Genomic DNA, 18,709 nt, shown 5'->3' with positions numbered 1-18,709 from the left:
CACCAGAGCATGCCCGAGTCATCCTGGCCGGTGAGCCTGCGCGACGGCCACCCGAGCGCCGACCCACCGGTCCTGCGCAACTTCGTCGGTGGTGAGTTCGTCGAGGGTGGGCGGCGGTTCGTCAAGCGCAGTCCGGTGACGGGTGAGGCGGTGTTCGAGGTCGCTGAGGCGGATCGGGGTTGTGTGGATGATGCGGTTGCGGCGGCGCGGGCCGCGTTGCGGGGGCCGTGGGGTCGGATGGGGGAGCGGGAACGGGCGGAGGTGTTGCGGCGGGTCGCGGACGAGTTGGAGCGGCGTTTCGATGATCTGGTGACCGCTGAGGTGGCGGATACGGGTAAGTCGATTTCGCAGGCGCGGACGTTGGATGTTCCGCGTGGTGCGGCGAATTTCCGTGCGTTTGCGGAGATTGTGGCGACGGCGCCGACGGAGTCGTTCACGACGGTGACGCCGTCGGGTGGTCGGGCGCTGAATTATGCGGTGCGTAAGCCGGTGGGTGTGGTGGCGGTGATCGTGCCGTGGAATTTGCCGTTGTTGCTGTTGACGTGGAAGGTCGCTCCTGCGTTGGCGTGCGGTAATGCGGTGGTGGTGAAGCCGAGTGAGGAGACGCCGGCGTCGGCGACGTTGTTGGCGGAGGTGATGGCGGCGGCGGGGGTGCCGGAGGGTGTGTTCAATCTGGTGCACGGGTTCGGTCCGGATTCGGCGGGGGAGTTTTTGACCCGGCATCCGGGGGTCGATGCGATCACGTTTACCGGTGAGTCGTCGACGGGGAGCACGATCATGCGGGCGGCGGCTGATGGGGTGCGGCCGGTGTCGTTCGAGTTGGGTGGGAAGAACGCGGGTCTGGTGTTCGCGGATGCGGATCTGGATGCGGCGGTGGCGGGTTCGGTGCGGTCGAGTTTCACCAATGGTGGTCAGGTGTGTCTCTGTACGGAGCGGATTTATGTGCAGCGGCCGGTGTTCGAGGAGTTCACGGCGCGGCTTGCGTGGGAGGCTGAGGGGCTGCGGTTCGGGTGGCCGGCGGATGAGGCGACGGTGAACATGCCGTTGATCTCGCATCAGCATCGGGACAAGGTGCTCGGCTATTACGACGTGGCCCGTGGTGAGGGTGCGCAGGTGCTGGCCGGGGGTGGGGTGCCTGTGTTCGGTGATGCGCGTGATGGTGGGGCGTATGTGCAGCCGACGGTGTTGACGGGGTTGGGTGCGGATGCGCGCACCAATCGTGAGGAGATCTTCGGGCCGGTGGTGCACGTCGCCCCCTTTGACGACGAGGACGAGGCGTTCGCGCTGGCCAACGGCACGGAGTATGGGTTGGCGGCGGCGGTGTGGACGCGGGATGTGGGTCGGGCGCACCGGGCCGGTATGCGGTTGGACACCGGCATCGTGTGGGTGAACACGTGGTTCCTGCGTGATCTGCGGACGCCGTTCGGTGGGGTGAAGGCGTCGGGGATCGGGCGTGAGGGTGGCGTGCATTCCCTTGATTTCTATTCGGAACTGACCAACGTCTGCGTGGACCTGACATGAGCGGCGGCGTTCGCATCAGTGACGTGGGTGCGGTGGACGTGGCAAGCACATCGTGGGTCGGGCGCACCGGGCCGGCAAGGGGTTGGACGCCAGCATCAGTGTTGCGGGGTGTCCGTCCGGCTTCCGGTCGACCCGCGGCTTTCGGTAGCGGCGGCGAGTGAAGTGGAGAGCTGACATGAGCGTCGACTACGAGGCGGCGGCCCGGGAACTGGTCGAGGCGCGGGAGAGCGCCAAGCCGTGTGCGCCGCTGCGGGGGCGACTGCTGCCGGAGGGCGACGTCACGTCGGCGTACCGGGTGCAGCAGCTCCAGGCCCGGCGGTGGGTGGACGCCGGCCACCGGCGGGTCGGTGCGAAGGTCGGGTTGACGTCGCGGGCGGTGCAAGAGAGCTTCGGTGTGTTCCAGCCGGACTTCGGTGTGCTGCTCGATGACATGGCGGTGCCCGACAGCGCCGAGGTGCCGATGGGCCGGCTGCTCCAGCCCCGCGTCGAGGCGGAGGTCGCGTTCGTGTTAGGCGCGGATCTGCCGGATGAGCGGATCACCAGTGCGGATGTGATCCGGGCGGTGGATCACGTGGTGCCGGCGATCGAGATTGTGGATTCGCGGGTGGCGGGGTGGGACATCTCGATCGTGGACACGGTGGCGGACAACGCTTCCAGTGGTCTGTTCGTGTTGGGCACGACGCCGCGTCGGTTGGCGGATGTGGATCTGCGGTTGTGCGGGATGGTCCTGGAGCAGGCGGGTGAGCCGGTGTCGGTGGGGGCGGGCGCGGCATGTCTGGGTAATCCGTTGCATGCGGTGCAGTGGCTGGCGCAGACGATGGCCCGTTCCGGTGATCCGTTGCGCGCGGGTGATGTGGTGCTGTCCGGTGCGCTCGGCCCGATGGTTGCGGTGACGCCCGGTGCGGCGTACGAGGCGCGGATCTCCGGCCTGGGCTCTGTCCGCACGTGCTTCTCCAAGGAGGCATCGTGAGTGCGGTGGGGGTCTTCGCGGTGCGTGCGCGGGGTGGCGTGGCGGCCGTCGCGGTCTTCGATGAGGGGGAGGCGTCGTGAGCGTTGGTGTGGCCGTGATCGGGTCGGGCAACATCGGCACCGATTTGATGATCAAGGTGTTGCGGTTGTCGGAGTCGCTGCGGATGGTGGCGATGGTGGGTATCGACCCGGAGTCCGATGGGTTGGCGCGGGCGCGCCGGTTGGGTGTGGCGACGACTGCCGAGGGTGTTGACGGTCTGGTGGCGATGCCGGAGTTCGCCGAGGTGGAGTTGGTGTTTGATGCCACGTCGGCGGGTGCGCATCGGCGTAACGATGCGGTGTTGGCGGCGCATGGTCGGCTGGTGGTGGATCTGACGCCGGCGGCGATCGGTCCGTATGTGGTGCCGCCGGTGAACCTGGACGAGCATCTGCACCAGCGGAACGTGAACATGGTGACGTGTGGTGGGCAGGCGACGGTGCCGATCGTCGCGGCCGTCGGCAGGGTGACGCCGGTGGTGTACGGCGAGATCGTGGCGTCGATCGCGTCGAGGTCGGCGGGGCCGGGCACCCGGGCGAACATCGACGAGTTCACGGAGACGACGGCGCGGGCGATCGAGGTGGTCGGCGGCGCGCAGCGTGGTAAGGCGATCATCGTGTTGAATCCGGCTGATCCGCCGTTGTTGATGCGCGACACCGTCTACTGCCTGTGTGAGGACGCTGACGCGGATCGGGCGGCGATCGCCGGGTCGGTGGCGGAGATGGTGGCGGCGGTGCAGGAGTACGTGCCGGGCTACCGGTTGAAGCAGGACGTGCAGTTCGACGTTGTGGATGCGTATGTGCCGTCGTTGGGGCGGCGTCTGCGGGGGTTGCAGGTGTCGGTGTTCCTGGAGGTCTCGGGGGCGGGGCATTATCTGCCGGCGTATGCGGGGAATCTGGACATCATGACGTCGGCGGCGTTGCGTACGGCGGAGCGGCTGGTCGGGCTGCGATCGGCGATGGCCCACGACAATGCTGACGGCGACGATCCGGGCCGGGGCAACGTTGATGGCGGCGCTGGTCAGGGTGTCGTGGAGGTGACCCGGTGACTGATCTGTACATCCAGGACGTGACGTTGCGCGACGGCATGCACGCGGTGGCTCACCGGTACACCGTGGAGCAGGTCCGTACGATCGCTGCCGCGTTGGATGCGGCGGGGGTGGCGGCGATCGAGGTCGCTCACGGTGACGGTCTGGCCGGTTCGAGTGTCAACTACGGCCATGGTGCGGCCAGTGACGCCGATTGGATTTCGGCGGCGGCCGAGGTGATGACGAACGCGAAACTCACCACCCTGCTGCTGCCTGGCATCGGCACCATCGCCGACTTGAAGGCGGCGAAGGCGCTCGGGGTGACGAGTGTGCGGATCGCGACGCACTGCACGGAGGCTGATATTTCGGCGCAGCACATTGCGTGGGCGCGGGAGAACGGCATGGACGTGTCCGGGTTCCTGATGATGTCGCACATGAACGACCCCGTGGGCCTGGCGGGGCAGGCGAAGTTGATGGAGTCGTACGGGGCGCACTGTGTCTACGTCACCGACTCCGGCGGTCGACTGCTCATGTCGGATGTGGCGCAGCGGGTGGACGCGTACCGGCAGGTGTTGGAGCCGACCACGCAGATCGGTATCCACGCCCACCACAACCTGTCCCTCGGCGTCGCCAACAGCGTCATCGCCGTCGAGCACGGCCGGATTCTCGGCGACGGGCCGCTCGGTTCGGCGCACGGGCGGACGGTGCGGGTCGACGCGTCGCTGGCCGGGCAGGGCGCCGGGGCCGGGAATGCGCCGTTGGAGGTGTTCGTGGCCGTGGCGGAGTTGCACGGGTGGGAGCACGGCTGTGACGTGTTCGCCCTGATGGACGCCGCCGACGACATCGTGCGGCCGTTGCAGGACCGGCCCGTGCAGGTCGACCGGGAAACCCTGTCCCTCGGCTACGCCGGGGTGTATTCGAGTTTCCTGCGGCATGCGGAGCGGGCCTCGGACAAGTACGGGGTGGACGTGCGGTCGATCCTGGTCGAGTTGGGACGCCGCCGGATGGTCGGCGGGCAGGAAGACATGATCGTGGACGTGGCACTGGACCTCGCCGGCAAGGAGACATCATGATCGGGCCGGACACCGCGGGCATCGCCGAGCGGTTGGGCGTGGCGGCCGACACCGCCACCGCCATCCCACAACTGGCCGCCGAGACCGGTCTCGATGTGGATGCGGCGTATGCGGTGCAGACCGCGTTGATCCAGCGTCGCCTCGACCGGGGTGAGCGCCTGGTCGGGTTGAAGATGGGGCTGACCAGCAAGGCGAAGATGGCGCAGGTCGGCGTGGACGAGGTGATCTGGGGCCGCCTCACCGACACCATGCGTGTTCCCGACGGCGGCACCCTCGACCCGAGCAGGTTCATCCACCCCCGCGTCGAGCCGGAGGTGGCGTTCCTGCTCGACCGCCTGCCCGAACCGGGCGAGCCGGTCGGGGACTTCACCGACGCCGTCCGCGCCGTCGCGCCGGCGATCGAGATCATCGACTCCCGCTACGCCAACTTCAGCTTCTCCCTGCCCGACGTGATCGCCGACAACACCTCCGCTGCCGCGTTCACCATCGGCGCCTGGTCCCCGGTCCCGGACGGCCTGGACAACCTGGGTGTGCTGCTGGAGATCGACGGACGGGTCGCGCAGGTCGGCTCCACCGCCGCGATCCTCGGCGACCCCCGCCGCGCCTTGGACGAGGGCATCCGGCTGGCCGGCCGCCACGGCGTACGCCTGCGCGAAGGGTGGGTGTTCCTCGCCGGCGCCGCCACCGCCGCCGTCCCCCTGAAACCCGGCGCCCACGTCCGCGTCGTCGTCGAACACCTCGGCACCACCTCCCTGCGAGCAGCAGCATGAGCGCACAGGCGCACGTCGTCGCCGGCAAAGCCGTACCCCGAGGCGCGTTTCCCCACGTCAAGGTCGCCGGCGGCTTCGTCTTCGTCTCCGGCACCTCCAGCCGCCGCCCCGACAACACCTTCGCCGGCGTGCAGGTCGACGAGTTCGGCACGACGAACCTCGACATCCGCGCCCAGACCAGAGCCGTCATCGACAACATCGCCGACCTGCTGAAGACCGTCGGCGCCGACCTGACCGACCTCGTCCAGGTCACCACCTACCTCGTCAACATGAACGACTTCGGCGGCTACAACCAGGTCTGGGCCGAATACTTCGACGCCACCGGCCCCACCCGCACCACCGTCGCCGTCCACCAGCTACCCCACCCACACCTGCTCATCGAGATCCAGGCAGTGGCCGTACTGCCCTGACGGACGAACAGTGCTTTACGGTGCGGACGACGTGGTTTCGTAGACCGTCTCCAGGCCACGCTCCGCGCGGACCAGCGAAGCCAGCCACTCGCGCGTCTCGGGGTCGGTCGAGTAGAGCAAGGTGCCGCGCATGCCCCGGGTCATCAGCACCTTGTAGGTGTTGCGGATTAGCCGGTCTGCCTCGACATCGCTGAGCGTCTTGCGGCTGCGGAACGCCGGGTCCTTCGACTCGGAACGTCGGGTGATCAGCTGGCCGTCGCGAGCGACCAGGTCCGGGCCGATGATGACGCCCGACCACTCGTACTCGAAGCCCTGGGCGGTGTAGACGCAGCCCACCTGGCCGAATCCGTGCGGGTCGGTGGCCCAGAACGCGCTGCCCGGCGCCTCGCCGACGCTGCGGTCGCTCTTGACGTTCCACGGCCGGGCCCAACTGCCCACCTGCACATCAGGAACGAGGGTGTCATCCGGGCGCGGATCGCTCCACGGCCAGCAGTATCCCGCCGACATCCGTGCCGTTTCCCCGGCGGCCTGTTTCCCGGCGAGGAACGCCTCCAACTCCTCCGGCGAGTCAGCGAGCCGAAGGTCGAAGCGGCCGTCGCCGGTCCAGACCGTCGGCTCGCCACCCTCGAGGCCCAGGAGATCGAGCACCCACTTCTCGTACGCCTCGCTGCCGCCGCAGCGGAACTGGTCGTGCAGCGAGACCACCTCGACCTCCAAGCCGAGCTGCTCGGCATATCGGGAGATGACGTCGACGCTGCCGAGTTCTCCTGGCTTCACGACCTGGTGCTCGTCGAGCAGGAACACCGGCACCCGTGCGGCGGCGATCAGTTCGTCGACCTGCGGACGGGCCTTGTCGCGCTTTGCCTTGGGCGTGAACCTGTTGACCGACGTCTCCCGGATCCGGTGCGCCTCGTCGCAGATCAGCACGTCGAACCCATTGCGTTCCGCTGTCATGAAGCTGTTGAAGTAGGCGAACAGGTTCTTGATCCGGGTTGATCCCTTGCCGGCGTACCGGCGCAGCGTCTGGGTGAACGACCGTGAGCCGGTGGCGTGCATGACCGATCGGTTCTGTCGGGCCAGTTCGCCGAGCACCGACAGGGCGATCACGCTCTTGCCGCTGCCCGGCCCGCCGGCGACGACCACGACCGACTTGCGGTCTGCCGACCGGGCCCGCTCCACCGCGTGCAGGACCAGCTCGTACGCCAGGCGCTGGTCGTCCAACAACGTGAAGTGCGACCGTTCCTTCAGCTCCTGGGCCGCGTACGACAGAAGGTGCCTGCTGGGCCGGACGGAGCTGGTGAGGAACCGGTCCGCTGCGGATGCGCCCGGCGCCGGCGCGAGGTGCGTGCGGAGGTAGTCGAGGAACTGGCCGCGACGCTGTTTGGTGAAGATCCGGCTCTGCTCCGTGGGGCGACGCGCGAACAGGTCTTCGACGTCGCGGTCGACGGCGTTGTGCAGGTACGCGGCACCGCGCACCGGATTGTGCCGGTCGGCGAGGACACCGAGGAAGTCCGTCAGGTATTCGCAATAATCGCTGATCTGCACCCCCGGGTGGAGGCGCGGACCTCGGGCGTGCTCGACCAGAACGAGTCGGTCGGAGCCCTCATAGGACTCGGCCTGGGACCACTGCTTCAGCTCCACGACCACGTAGGAGTCCTCGGCGGTCCTCGGGTCGACACCGGCCAGCACCACGTCGACACGCTTGCTCGTCAGCGGAAGCTGGTACTCGACCAGCACCTCGACCTGTCCCAGCCCGGCGTCGGCGAGATCCTGACCGAGCACCAGGAGGCTGCGGGACCAGGACCGCCGTTCACTCTGGCTCACGGCGTGGCGGAGGTTCTCGGAGATCCGGTCGGCCAGGGTGCCGTTGGTGGCCAGTCGGAGCAGACCATCGGCGGAGGTGCGGAACGCTGACAACACTTGCCCCCGGGCAGCACGAAATGATCGTGCGCATGGGGGGCGTGTCCAGCCACAGCCGGAAGCCCGTCGTTACGCGCCTGTATGAGGGGACTGTAGCGAAGAGATCAACTCATCGCCACGATCAAGGCCGTGCCTTTGCGGCCGAGCCCTTCGCCCGCTCCACCGGATACCGGACGGCCACCTCGTCGAGTTTGGTCATGGCAGCTTCGACGAGGTCGATGTCGAGCACGTCGGCGAGTCGCGTCAGATAGACCATGACGTCGCCGATCTCGGCCTTGACCCGGGCACTGGCCTCTGGGTCGGACATGACCTCGGTGGCCTGCTCGGGCGTAAGCCACTGGAACTCGGCGATCAGTTCACCCACCTCGCCGGCGAGCGCCATGGCCAGGTTCTTGGGCGTGTGAAACTGTTGCCAATCACGTTCGTCCGCGAACGCGCGCAAGCGTGCCGCCAGGAGATCCATTCGCGTGATCCTGCCATGCCAAGCGTGGCTCGTCGTACGTCGGGCCTGGCAGCACATGCGAAAGCCGACCAGATCGGCGACGACGGAACCAGAACGGTCAGGCCCGTGAACCACCGAGCCTGACTGTTCTGTCACAGGCTGACGAACAGCGGGAGTGCGGATCTAAAGGTGTTTCCGGCCTGACCTGCCGGGCGTTGTGCCTGGTGGGGAGGGTGCCGTGATGGCCGCGACCCGAACGAAAAGACCGGACGTAAGAAGCGGTCCGAGCCGTCGGCGGAGGCGAACCCGGACACGTACCTGCGACAAGATCCTGTCCGCGATACTTCCTGCACGTAGTCGCCTGCGGCTGTGGGTTACCCGAGACGGCGGCCACACGTGGTGGCACCGTACCTACATCGGCACCGGAGAAAGGATCACCCAATGACGCTGCAGCTTCGCGACTACCACGGCCATCCGTACCCTCTAGCTAGCCCCGACGAGGCAGGCCGCCGCTTCGACGAGCAGATCGAGGCGATCATGCCGCATGGTGGTTGTGGCCAAACCGTGACGATCGGACCCGCCGACCAACCCACGCTGCGAATCGACATCGACATCGACGCCGACCGCGCGGCCGTGCGTTGGCTACCTGACGGCACCCACGCCGCTGATTCGGACCCTGACACTCCCATCACCGTCTATGAGTCTCCCGACACCGGCCTGCTAGACATTCCAGCCGACCTTGCCCGTGTGGATACCGCAGCAGCCCGGGAGGCGGTCATCGAGTACGTGGCCACTGGGCAACGTCCTGCCGCGGTGTCCTGGACACACGCGCAGCGTGCCGCTTCATAGATCGCTTGTGATCGACCAGCAGCAAGGGGCGGCCGACCCCCTAGCGCTTTGCGGAAGCGGCTCCGCTCGGACAAGCCCGGTTCTAAGAGGGCATCTGATCTCGCTTGGTGAGGTTGGTCCGATTAGGTGGTTTCGTTTCGCCAGGTTGGGGTGGATTCTCCGGTGAGATAGCGGCTCATTGTGTTAGCCATCGCCCAATGGATCATCGCCCTGGTGCGTTGAGGGAGGGTCTCGTAGTCACGCACAAGCCGTCGGTGTTGCATCAGCCAACCGAAGGTCCGCTCCACGACCCACCGCCGGGGCTGGACGTGGAAGCCCTTCCCGGCGTGGCGGGGTACGCGCTCGACGTCGATGCCGAGCCGGGCGCCGTGCGCCCGTACGGCGGTGTTGTAGCCACCGTCTACCCCATGCCTTAGCCACGCCCGGATGGGCCGCGGACACGCTGGTGAGCAAGTGCCGGCCGGCGGTGGAGTCCTGCACCGACGCAGCGGTGACGATCACCGCGAGCAGCGAGCAGCAAGCCGAGGGTGTCGGTGGCGATGTGCCGCTTGCGTCCCTTGATCTTCTTCGCCGCGTCGATGCCCTGGCTGTCCTTGCCGACGTTGCTGGAGGTCTTCACGCTCTGCGAGTCCAGGACCACCGCCGAAGGGCTCGCGCTGCGGCCCCGGACCGTGCGAACCCGTTCCCGCAGCAGATCGTGGATCCGCTGCGTTGTCCCGTCTGCTTCCCGCTTGGCGTAGTAGTCGTACACCGTCTTCGCTGGCGGGAAGTCGTGCGGCAGGTACTCCCACGCGATCCCCGTCCTGGCCACTACAGGATCGCGTTGACGATCTCCCGCAGGTCATGGACCGGCCGGCTGATCCTCAAACCCACTCGCGCCGCCCGCCACGCGGTCAGCACCGGCTCGATCAACGCCCGCCGCTCATCCGACAAGTTCGACCGATATCCACGCCGCTTCGTACCCACGCGGCGATCGACGACCCGAAGTGCCTGACGCCACGCCGAACGTGAATCGACCGCTACGCGGATCAGATGCCCTCTTAGACTGACACGGACACCACAACCGGCACCACCTCGTGGATGCCCCGCTCGCGTAAGTACCGAAGAAGTAGCGGAGCGTCGCCGCCGTGTCGCAGTAGTAGGCACTGTGGGTCGATGGTTCCCTGTGAGATTGCTTGCGGGGCCACGTATGCGGCCGAGTGATGAATTCTGTTCACAGCCAGTTGGGTGACCGGTAGGTCAGTTAGCCACTCGGCCACGATGTCTTGAATAGATCGGCATCTTCGAGGAATCTCGATTACTGCGAAGACTAGAGCTCGGCACTTTCCTTCTTCCGGAAATGACGACACGATGCTTTCGAGTGCGGCCCGGGGGGTCATGAAGCCGTATTCGTTGACGTCGTTTCGGTAAGGAACGGTTGTGGGGGCGTTGAATAGGGTGAGACTGCCGACTGGTGCCGACAAATTTCCCGTGGTCACGTCGTCAACTATGACGTCGGCGCTGATGTCGTTGATGTGGGCGTTTAGTGAAGAGTATGCGGCGGCCCTGGGATTGGCATCCACCATCCTCACGAGGTCGTAACTCCTGGCAAGACTCAGGCCAAGGGCCCCGCAGCCGCTCCCCATGTCGACCAGGCTTCCGCCCCCGCCGTCGCCTCGTGCAAACTCAAGCAGTGTCAGTGTCGAGGAATGAGGTGGCATCACTAGGTCACCTCGCGGCGTCAGATCGATATCGCCGGACTCGTCGATCGTGAACAGTTGGTCTGACGCAAGGTAGAGCGAGGAGAACGGCGTTACCGAAACCTGACCGAAGGTGAGTGAGGCGCGGGTGTCGACGATACCCAGTTCGTCGATGGCCCGTCTCAGGTGCTCGGGCAGGACGCCACAATAGAGGTCGTGTGGTACCGGCCCATTGCGGACGAAGAGCTGTGTCAGGACACCTGCTGGCGTCCGACACAACTTGTCGGTGAGGTGGTCGCTCAGCATTGCGTACCTGGCGGACTGCTGAAGTAGATCCGCCTCGTCGTTCGCGCCCAACGTGTCTGCCACCCAGTCCGCTGAGAAGCCAACGGCTCGGAACTGGTCGGTAAGTGATGGTCGTGCCGGCGGAAGCGTGGCCGACGTGGCACGCTTAGCGGCTTCAACGAGCTGTTGCGTCGACTTCAAATCAGTCCTTCCGGGCCGTAGCGGGATCCGGTCCCGCCATAAGGGCGGCCGTGCCGTGAATTAGGGCGCGCGCGACGACCGGACCGATCGCCGACATGGGCCGGGGTCGCATCATGTCACCGTGGACGCAATCAATTTCGATGGCCTTTGTCCGGCCGGTGACGTGCCTCCGCCAAGCGTCGGGCCCGGGCGAGTCGGTGTCCTTGTCGTTCCTGGCCACGAAGAAGAGCAGATCGCCCACGAATGTCCTGGGCCGGAACTGAGCAGTCAGTCTCAGATTGTTGCGAAATGTTCGGGCGAGGTCTTCCACGGATATCGGTGCTCCGGGCCGCTCCCCGTCGCCAATCATGAGGTTCGCCAAGACCGTGGCCTCCGGGACGGCCGACTCTGCGGTCGCGTCACCGCCTACCGAGCGAATCAGCTCCGACGTTATGGCTTGCTCGCCGCCCACGAGGTCGTCTTCCCTCGTGGTGGGCTCGGGCGGGTAACCGTCCAGCATGATTAACAGGTCTACCTCGTGGCCTCCGGCTTGCAGACGTGTTGCCACCGCGTGCGCCGCCAACGCGCCGAAAGACCAGCCGAGTAGCCGGTAGGGGCCCTCCGGTCGCACCTGACGGATGTGTTCGACATACTTGTCGATCAGCACGTCAAATTCATCGGGGAGTTCGGCGGCGAGCCCGATGCCGGGGGACTGCAGCCCGTAGACAGGCTGGTCGCGGTCCAGGTAAGGCATGAAGGCTGCATAGACCGTCGCCACGCCGGCGGCAGGATGGATGCAGAACAGCGGCGGGCGGCCTCCGTGGAGCCGGAGTGGAAACAAGACTGCCAGTGGGTCGTGGTCGTTCGTTCCGGGATCGAGGCTGAGGATCCCGGCCACCGACGGGGTCTCGAACAGCGCGTGGATCCGGAGATTGATTCCGGCTTCCCGGTTGAGCCGGTTGATCAGCTGCGCGGCTAGCAACGAATGGCCACCGAGTTCGAAGAAGCTGTCATCGACCGAGACGCGTGGCAGCCCGAGAACCTCGGCGAAGATCTGGCACAGGTGATGCTCTAGAGGGGTGCGCGGGGGCCGGCCGTCCGTGCGCGACGAAGGCGTGGGAACGGGCAGCCCTCGATGGTCGATCTTCCCGTTGGCCGTTACCGGGATCTCGGCAACCACGACGATAGCCGCCGGTACCATGTGTGCCGGCAGCACTGAGGCGAGATGGCGGCGAAGTTGGTCCTCCCCGGGTCCGATGTCTCCCCGGTGAACGACGTAGGAAACCAGCCGTTGGTCACCAGGGCGGTCTTCTCGCACCACGGTCACGGCACGGGACACGTCCGGGTGCGCCGCCAAGCGGGCGTCGATTTCACCGGGCTCGACCCTCATGCCCCGGATCTTGACCTGGTCGTCTATGCGGCCCAGGTATTCCAGCGTGCCTCCCGGGCGCCAGCGGACCACGTCACCGGTGCAGTACGCACGCTCCCCCGATGCCAGATCGGGCAGCTCGACGAATCGCTCCGCGGTGAGCTCGGGCTGGTTCAGGTAGCCGCTCGCCAGCTGGACGCCAGCGAGGTAAAGCTCGCCCGCGACGCCGACTGGCACCGGGCGCCGGGTCCGATCGAGCACGTAAACGCGCGTGTTCCACACCGGCCGCCCGATGGGTACGGTCGAGCCGGTGTCCTCCGGACTAAACCGATGAGCGGTGACATCAATTGTCGCTTCGGTCGGACCGTACAGGTTGTGCAGCCGGGCGTCGGAGTGAGCGGCCCAGCGCCGGGCTAACGAGGTCGGCAGGGCCTCGCCGCTGCAAATGACGTCGCGTAGGTATGGCAAGTCGACCGACCCTGGATAGTCGAGGAACGTGCTCAGCATCGACGGTACGAAGTGCACCACCGTTACCCGCTCGTGCCGGATCACCTCGGCCAGGTAGACCGGATCCCTGTGCCCGTCGGGTCGGGCAACCACCAGGGTCGCGCCGGCCAACAGAGGCCAGAAGAATTCCCACACCGAGACATCGAAGCCCACTGGTGTCTTTTGCAGTACCCGGTCCGACGGCGTTAGCCCGTAGGTGGCTTGCATCCACAACAGGCGATTGGCGATGCTCGCGTGCGCGACGACGACGCCCTTCGGCCGTCCCGTCGATCCTGAGGTGTAGATGACGTAGGCCGGGTCTTCGGGCGCGACGTGCGGCAGTGTCGCCCCCGGAACGGTCGGCTCCCTGCTCGCCCCAGCCATAGTCTTCTCGGTCAGGACCAGTAGCGGCTCGGCGTCGACCAGCATCATGTGGATGCGTTCGTGTGGTTGATCGGGATCGATCGGGAGGTAGGCCGCTCCTGCCCGGTGAACCGCGTGCAGTGCCACCACCAGGGCGGTGGACCGCGGCAGCAACACGGCGATGATCCGACCGGGCCCCGCTCCCTGTGCCACCAGGAAGCGGGCCAGCCGCTCAACGTCCGCGTCGAGTTCGCGGTACGTGAACTGGTGGTGTTCATCAACGACGGCGACGGCGTCGGGTGTCCGCGCGACCTGTTGGGCGAAGAGCACCGGAAGTGTGGTCGCCGGAACCGGGACCGCGGTGGCGTTCCACTCATGAAGCAGCTGCCGACGTTCCAGCGGGACAAGAATGTCGAGCCCGGTAACGTGCACGGTCGGATCGTCTGTTACCTGCTCCATGATCCGGAGCAGCCGATCGGTGAGCTGTTTCGCGGTAGCCGGGTCGAAAAGGTCCGTGCGGTAGGTGAGTACGCCCGCCAGTTCTGCGCCGCCAATGCCCGACCGAGTGGGAGTGAACTCAAGCATCAGGTCGAACTCGGTGGAGGTGGGCGCGACTGCCAGCTGGGTGGTGCTCAGGCCCGTCAGGGTGGGTAGGGGCGGCGGGCCGTCTTGAAGGGTGAGCATTACCTGGAACAAAGGGTGGCGTCCCAGCACGCGGGGTGGCCGGAGGGCTTCGACGAGCCGCTCGAAGGATAGATCCTGGTGCGCATACGCGGCCAGGTCGGTCGCCTTGACGCGGGTGAGTAGTTCGGTGAACGTGGGGTCGCCGGAGACGTCCGTGCGCAGCACCACCGTGTCGACGAAGAAGCCGACCATCTCGGCCAGCGTCTCGTCGGTCCGACCGCTGACGGGAGCGCCGATTACGACGTCGGTCCCAGCGCCGAGCCGGGTCAGCAGTGCCGCGAACCCGGCATGCAGCACCATGAACAGAGTGACCCGGTTCGCCCTGGCGAGTGACGTGAGTCGCCGGTGGAGGTCCGGCCCGATGCTGAACTGGTGCTGAGCAGCTCGGGGTCTGGCCGTGCCGGCTCTGGGACGGTCGGCAGGCAGCTGGATCTCCGCCGGCAGGTTGGCGAGCTGCCTAAGCCAATAGTGCAGGTGCCCCGTCTCGTTGTCATCATCGTGCGTCGCGTCGCACGCGTGGTGCCCCGCGACGTAGTCCGCGTACTCCAAGACGGTCGGGGGCCACGCTGGCTTCTTTGCCTGTCGTCGGGCGGTGTACGCGGTGCCGATGTCGCGCATCAGAACCAGCAGCGACGCACCGTCGATGGCGATGTGGTGGACCATGAGCAATAACACGTGGTCGTCGGCGGACAACCTGAACAGCGTCGCGCGCAAAGGCGTCTCGACGGTCAGGTCGATCGGCTGGTCCGCTGCCGCCGTGACCTCGGCCAACAGTTCGGCCTCGCTGTCCACCCAACGCACTGGCAGGTCGACGAAGCCGGCCGGCTGGATCACCTGCACCGGCGTGCCGGCTTGGTTAGGAAAGGTGGTGCGGAGCACGGCATGCCGGTTGACGATGTCCGTCACGGCGGTGCGCATTGCCTCGACGTCCAGCGTGCCCCGCAGGCGCAGGGCGAGCGGCACCAGGTAGGAGTCGTCGCCTCCGGTCGAATGGTTGGCGAACCAGAGTCGCCGTTGTGCGGGGGAGAGGGGTGCTGCGGGCGGATGTGGTGCGTGGCGTCGTTCTGGCGAGGTCCGACCCGGCTCTGGGGTCGTTGCGCCGGCCGCCGTCGCGGATGGCTGATGCGAAACGTACGACAAGGGAGTCACCCATCTCTCTTTACCTGCCACCGCGTCGCTGGGGCGTGCGCTCGAACCGCCGTCGTGGGACCACCCGGAACCCGTCGCCCGGGGGCGCCTGCGTGCTTAGCCCTGCGCGTATTGATGTGCGACGACGACCGGCAGGCTGCTGACGCCGAGAATGAAGTTCGACGCGAACCACTCAACAGGTGCCGCCGGGACAAGGGTGAGTCCGCGTTCGACGATCTGGTCGAAGACGATCGACACCTCGACCTGACCGAGGGCCGCCCCCACACAACGGTGTAGCCCGCTGCCATACGACAGGTGCCGGTTTGGTCGACGATCCAGCACTAGGTCGTCTGGGTTCGGGAACTGTTCGGCATCGCGGTTGCCGGAGACGTTCCATAGTGTGACCGTGTCTCCCGCGCGGATGAGCCGGCCCCGTACGGTGACGTCCCGAGTGGCCGTTCGCTGCACGTAGGCGGCGGTCGCCGTGAACCGGAGGATCTCGTCCACTGCGGTGGGGAGCAGGGCCGGGCTTCGCAGCAGTTGCGCGTACCGGTCTGGTCTTTCCATTAGGGCGTTCAGTCCTGCCGCCGCAGTGTGGGAAGAAGTCTCGTTGCCGCCCACCGCCACGTTCAGGCAGTTGTAGAGGATGTCCTGCCGAGCGAGCGGCCGTCCGCTGACCTCGGCTGATAACAAGATTCCGACGAGATCGTCGCCGGGAGCGTGTCGGCGTTCCTCGACTAGGTCGTCGAAGAATGCGAAAATCTCAGCCTGCGTCGCGGCTAGGAGAAGTCGCTCATCGTCCTGATCGCCGTTGACCAGCCCGGGCTGCCGGAAGTTGGTCATCCTCCGGGTCAGCGCTACGAGGTGGCGGGCGTCCTGATGCCCGATCCGGAGCAGCGCCATCAGCGCCCCGGTCGCCAGCTCGACGGCGACGTCGCTGGCGAAATCACCGCCGCCCTCGGCTACTAGCCGGTTCAACGCCTGATGCACGAGCCGGTGCGCCTGTTGCCGAGCGGCGGTCAGAAAGCGGGGGGCGAAGACCGACTGGATGTGCTGGCGCAGCATCCGGTGCCGCGGCAGGTCGGTGGCGACCAACATCCGCCCGGACGACGTGTCGACCGGATTCCGGTACGACCCGCCCATGATCACCCCGTTGGTGGAGCTGTATGTCTCGTGGTCCCGGTACGCCTCGATGATGTCCCCGTAACGGGTCAGCGCCCAGAATCCGCTCCCCTCACCCGTATGATTCCAATGCACGGAGGCTTTGCGCCGTAGCTCGGCGAAGACGGCGTGGTGGTCGCCGGTGCGGAACATGTCGAGTTCGGTGAGGTCGACCAGTCGGGTCTCAGGCACGGATCGGTCTTCCTGTCGGGTCGGCATCTAGGGCGTTGGCGAGGTCGGCGAGCCTGGAGTGACGGATCACGTCCTGGAGTTGCAGCCCGCTGCCAAAATCGCGGGTGATCCGGCGGTGCATCCGAAAGGCCAGCAGCGAGTGCCCGCCGAGGGCGAAGAAGTCGTCGTGGGTCCCGACCTGCTCGACGCCGAGCAACTCTTCGAACAGGTCGGCGAGGTAGCGCTCCGTTCGACTGTCCGGTTTCTGGTAACGCTCTCTGCGGTGCAGGTCGTCGCGCAGGATCTCACGGAGGGCCTCGTTGTCGCGCTTACCGTTGGCCGTGGCGGGGATCTGCTCGATCTTGATCAAGGTCGCCGGCACCAGGAAGTCGGGCAGTCGCTCGCTCAGGTAGGCCCGAACAGCGGCGGGCGCCCCGTCCTCGGCGAGTTCGACGAAAGCGGCCAGCTGCTTGCCGTCACCTTCGCCGTGCACAAGAACCGCGGCGTCCTCGACCAGCGGGCAGTTCCGTAGGGTCCGTTCCAGTTCGAACGGCTCGACGCGGTAGCCCCTAATCTTGCCCTGCTGGTCCGAGCGGCCGAGAAACTCGAGGAGACCGTCGGGCCTCAGCCGCCCCAGGTCACCGGTGGCGTACAGCCGACCCCAACTGGATCCGCACGGGATGTCGACGAAACGCGCGGCGGTCTCGGCGGGTTCGTCGAGGTAGCCTCTGGCCACGCCTGCCCCGCCGATGAAGATCTGTCCGGTCCCGCCGGCAGGAACCGGTTGAAGGTCGGCGTCCAGCAGGTGTACGCGGCAGCCGTCGAGGGGAACACCTATCGGCACCGGCTGGGCCGCGTCCAGGTCTGCGGTGACCCGATGGGCGGTGCATGCCGTGGTTCCCTCCGTCGGGCCGTAGAGGTTGTAGAACTCGCCGGAGAATTGACCGTCGAGTATCTCGCGGCAAGCCTGGGGGAGGATCACGTCACCGCCGGTGCAGAGAACCCGGAGCGCCGCGAACGCGTCCCGGTCCTCCTTCGCAAGATGGTTGACCGCCATGCTGGGCATCAGCATCGTGGTGATCCCACGCCGCTTGAGCTCACGCCGGGGATCCCGACCCAGCAGCTCGGGAACGCTGGGCATGACCACCACCTCGGCGCCGGCCGCGATCGCGCACCACAGCTCGTAGTGGAAGGCGTCGAAGGAAACGCTGGAGACCTGTCCCATACGGTCGGTTGGCAGGATGCGGGGGAGCGCGGCATTTGTGGCGAAGTTGACCAGCCCGCCGTGGGTCAGCTCCACCCCCTTCGGTCGTCCAGTCGTGCCGGAGGTGAACAAGATGCTTGCCGGGTCGGCCGCGGCCACCGGGGCGACGACCGGTGTGGCGTCGGCGGTAGCCTCGGTCAGGTCGCCGACGGTCGTTGTTACAAGCTTTTCGTCCCACGGGGAGTCTTGGGCGGCCGTGTCCGTGACGACCACGGTGGCCCGCGCGGAGTGGACCATGTGGACCCGCCGCTGCTCTGGGTAACCTACGTCAATGGCGACGTAGGCCGATCCGGTACGCACCACCGCCAGTACGGCCACCAAGAGGTCGACCCCGCGCTCCAAGTGGATGGCGACTCGGTCTCCCTGTCCCACGCCGAAGGCTCGCAGTCCGCTGGCGACCTGTTCGGTCTTCGCCCACAGTTCGGCATAGGTCAGTGTCACGGACTCGTCGCTCACGGCCGGCCGTGCACCGTGCTCCTCGACGGTCGCGGCAAAAAGGTCGATCAGCGTTCCCACCCGCTGCTGTCGTGCGAGATGTCCTTCGGCGTTGGTGTTCATCCCCATCCTCACTTGATGGCAGTGCTTGGCCGTAGTGATATGCATGACGTGACCCACATGGAGGTCGAAGTCGCGGATTTTCCGTTCGGGTGTTCCGGTCGACAGACCGTCATCGTTGGACCGTCCCGGGCTGTTTATGTCAACACGCCTGCGTGCCCGAGCTTGCGCTTGATGCAAAGCTAGTCGATGTCGGCTATAGCGTCCAGAGATGGTGGGTGGGAGACCTCCGAACAATTCGATACTCAGAATCCGTGACCGGTGAATAGCGATCCATGTGGCAGTTTTCTTATCAACACGGGTCCGTTGGCGGACGGCTCGCCGCCAGGTCGCCGGGTCGGGCCAGGCCATTGTGTTTCGGTGAAC

The 18,709-nt window shown here is 66.6% G+C and carries 12 protein-coding genes and 2 pseudogenes; 7 read left to right on the top strand and 7 right to left on the bottom strand.

Annotated elements, in window-relative coordinates; all coding sequences use genetic code 11:
• Window positions 1–9 precede the first annotated feature (9 nt).
• The 6 genes and pseudogenes from ACGFIR_RS14905 (at window position 10) to ACGFIR_RS14880 (ending at window position 5,807) form a co-directional block, all read left to right on the top strand.
• Window positions 10–1,521 (top strand): 2-hydroxymuconic semialdehyde dehydrogenase, encoded by a 1,512-nt coding sequence (locus ACGFIR_RS14905; protein ID WP_393145380.1) that lies wholly within the window; start codon window positions 10–12, stop codon window positions 1,519–1,521.
• A gap of 175 nt (window positions 1,522–1,696) precedes the next feature.
• The gene (locus tag ACGFIR_RS14900; protein WP_393145378.1) at window positions 1,697–2,491 is read left to right on the top strand and encodes a 2-keto-4-pentenoate hydratase; all 795 of its coding nucleotides are present in this window, start codon (window positions 1,697–1,699) and stop codon (window positions 2,489–2,491) included.
• A gap of 76 nt (window positions 2,492–2,567) precedes the next feature.
• Window positions 2,568–3,491: pseudogene (locus ACGFIR_RS14895) on the top strand (acetaldehyde dehydrogenase (acetylating)); the annotation flags it as partial.
• A gap of 80 nt (window positions 3,492–3,571) precedes the next feature.
• A complete protein-coding gene (dmpG, locus tag ACGFIR_RS14890; RefSeq protein ID WP_393145376.1) occupies window positions 3,572–4,627 on the top strand; it encodes a 4-hydroxy-2-oxovalerate aldolase in 1,056 nt (351 codons plus the stop codon).
• Window positions 4,624–5,397, top strand: coding sequence for a 2-keto-4-pentenoate hydratase (locus ACGFIR_RS14885; protein ID WP_393145374.1), 774 nt, complete (start codon window positions 4,624–4,626; stop codon window positions 5,395–5,397). The genes dmpG and ACGFIR_RS14885 overlap by 4 nt, the downstream gene beginning before the upstream one ends.
• Entirely contained in the window at window positions 5,394–5,807 is a 414-nt protein-coding gene (locus ACGFIR_RS14880; RefSeq protein ID WP_393145372.1) for a RidA family protein, read from the top strand. The genes ACGFIR_RS14885 and ACGFIR_RS14880 overlap by 4 nt, the downstream gene beginning before the upstream one ends.
• A 15-nt stretch (window positions 5,808–5,822) precedes the next feature.
• Here ACGFIR_RS14880 and ACGFIR_RS14875 read toward each other — a convergent pair whose 3' ends face one another.
• Both ACGFIR_RS14875 and ACGFIR_RS14870 read right to left on the bottom strand, forming a co-directional pair.
• Window positions 5,823–7,724, bottom strand: coding sequence for a DNA/RNA helicase domain-containing protein (locus tag ACGFIR_RS14875; protein ID WP_393145370.1), 1,902 nt, complete (start codon window positions 7,722–7,724; stop codon window positions 5,823–5,825).
• Window positions 7,725–7,848: 124 nt separating this feature from the next.
• The gene (locus tag ACGFIR_RS14870) at window positions 7,849–8,190 is read right to left on the bottom strand and encodes a nucleotide pyrophosphohydrolase (RefSeq protein WP_393003117.1); all 342 of its coding nucleotides are present in this window, start codon (window positions 8,188–8,190) and stop codon (window positions 7,849–7,851) included.
• Window positions 8,191–8,610: 420 nt separating this feature from the next.
• Here ACGFIR_RS14870 and ACGFIR_RS14865 point away from each other — a divergent pair, with 420 nt between their 5' ends.
• Complete coding sequence (locus tag ACGFIR_RS14865; protein ID WP_393145368.1) at window positions 8,611–9,018, top strand: Imm1 family immunity protein; 408 nt, start codon at window positions 8,611–8,613, stop codon at window positions 9,016–9,018.
• 122 nt (window positions 9,019–9,140) lie between these two features.
• On the opposite strand, the pseudogene ACGFIR_RS14860 reads toward ACGFIR_RS14865, so the two are convergent.
• The 5 genes and pseudogenes from ACGFIR_RS14860 to ACGFIR_RS14840 form a co-directional block, all read right to left on the bottom strand.
• Window positions 9,141–9,984, bottom strand: a pseudogene (locus ACGFIR_RS14860) (IS5 family transposase).
• Window positions 9,985–10,058: 74 nt separating this feature from the next.
• Window positions 10,059–11,066, bottom strand: coding sequence for a methyltransferase (locus ACGFIR_RS14855; RefSeq protein ID WP_393145366.1), 1,008 nt, complete (start codon window positions 11,064–11,066; stop codon window positions 10,059–10,061).
• Window positions 11,067–11,184: 118 nt separating this feature from the next.
• Window positions 11,185–15,213, bottom strand: a complete 4,029-nt coding sequence (locus tag ACGFIR_RS14850) for an amino acid adenylation domain-containing protein (protein WP_393145364.1) — start codon at window positions 15,211–15,213, stop codon at window positions 11,185–11,187.
• A gap of 96 nt (window positions 15,214–15,309) precedes the next feature.
• Window positions 15,310–16,545 carry a cytochrome P450 gene (locus ACGFIR_RS14845; RefSeq protein WP_393145362.1) on the bottom strand — a complete coding sequence of 412 codons (1,236 nt, stop codon included), beginning with the start codon at window positions 16,543–16,545 and terminating at the stop codon, window positions 15,310–15,312.
• On the bottom strand, window positions 16,538–18,346 hold the full coding sequence (locus ACGFIR_RS14840) for a non-ribosomal peptide synthetase (RefSeq protein WP_393145360.1): 1,809 nt from the start codon (window positions 18,344–18,346) through the stop codon (window positions 16,538–16,540). Before ACGFIR_RS14840 ends, ACGFIR_RS14845 begins: the two co-directional genes overlap by 8 nt.
• Window positions 18,347–18,709: the final 363 nt, after the last annotated feature.

This window comes from Micromonospora sp. NPDC049051 (assembly GCF_043197575.1).
Taxonomy (GTDB): Bacteria; Actinomycetota; Actinomycetes; order Mycobacteriales; family Micromonosporaceae; genus Micromonospora.
This window is presented reverse-complemented; position numbering and strand designations above follow the sequence as displayed.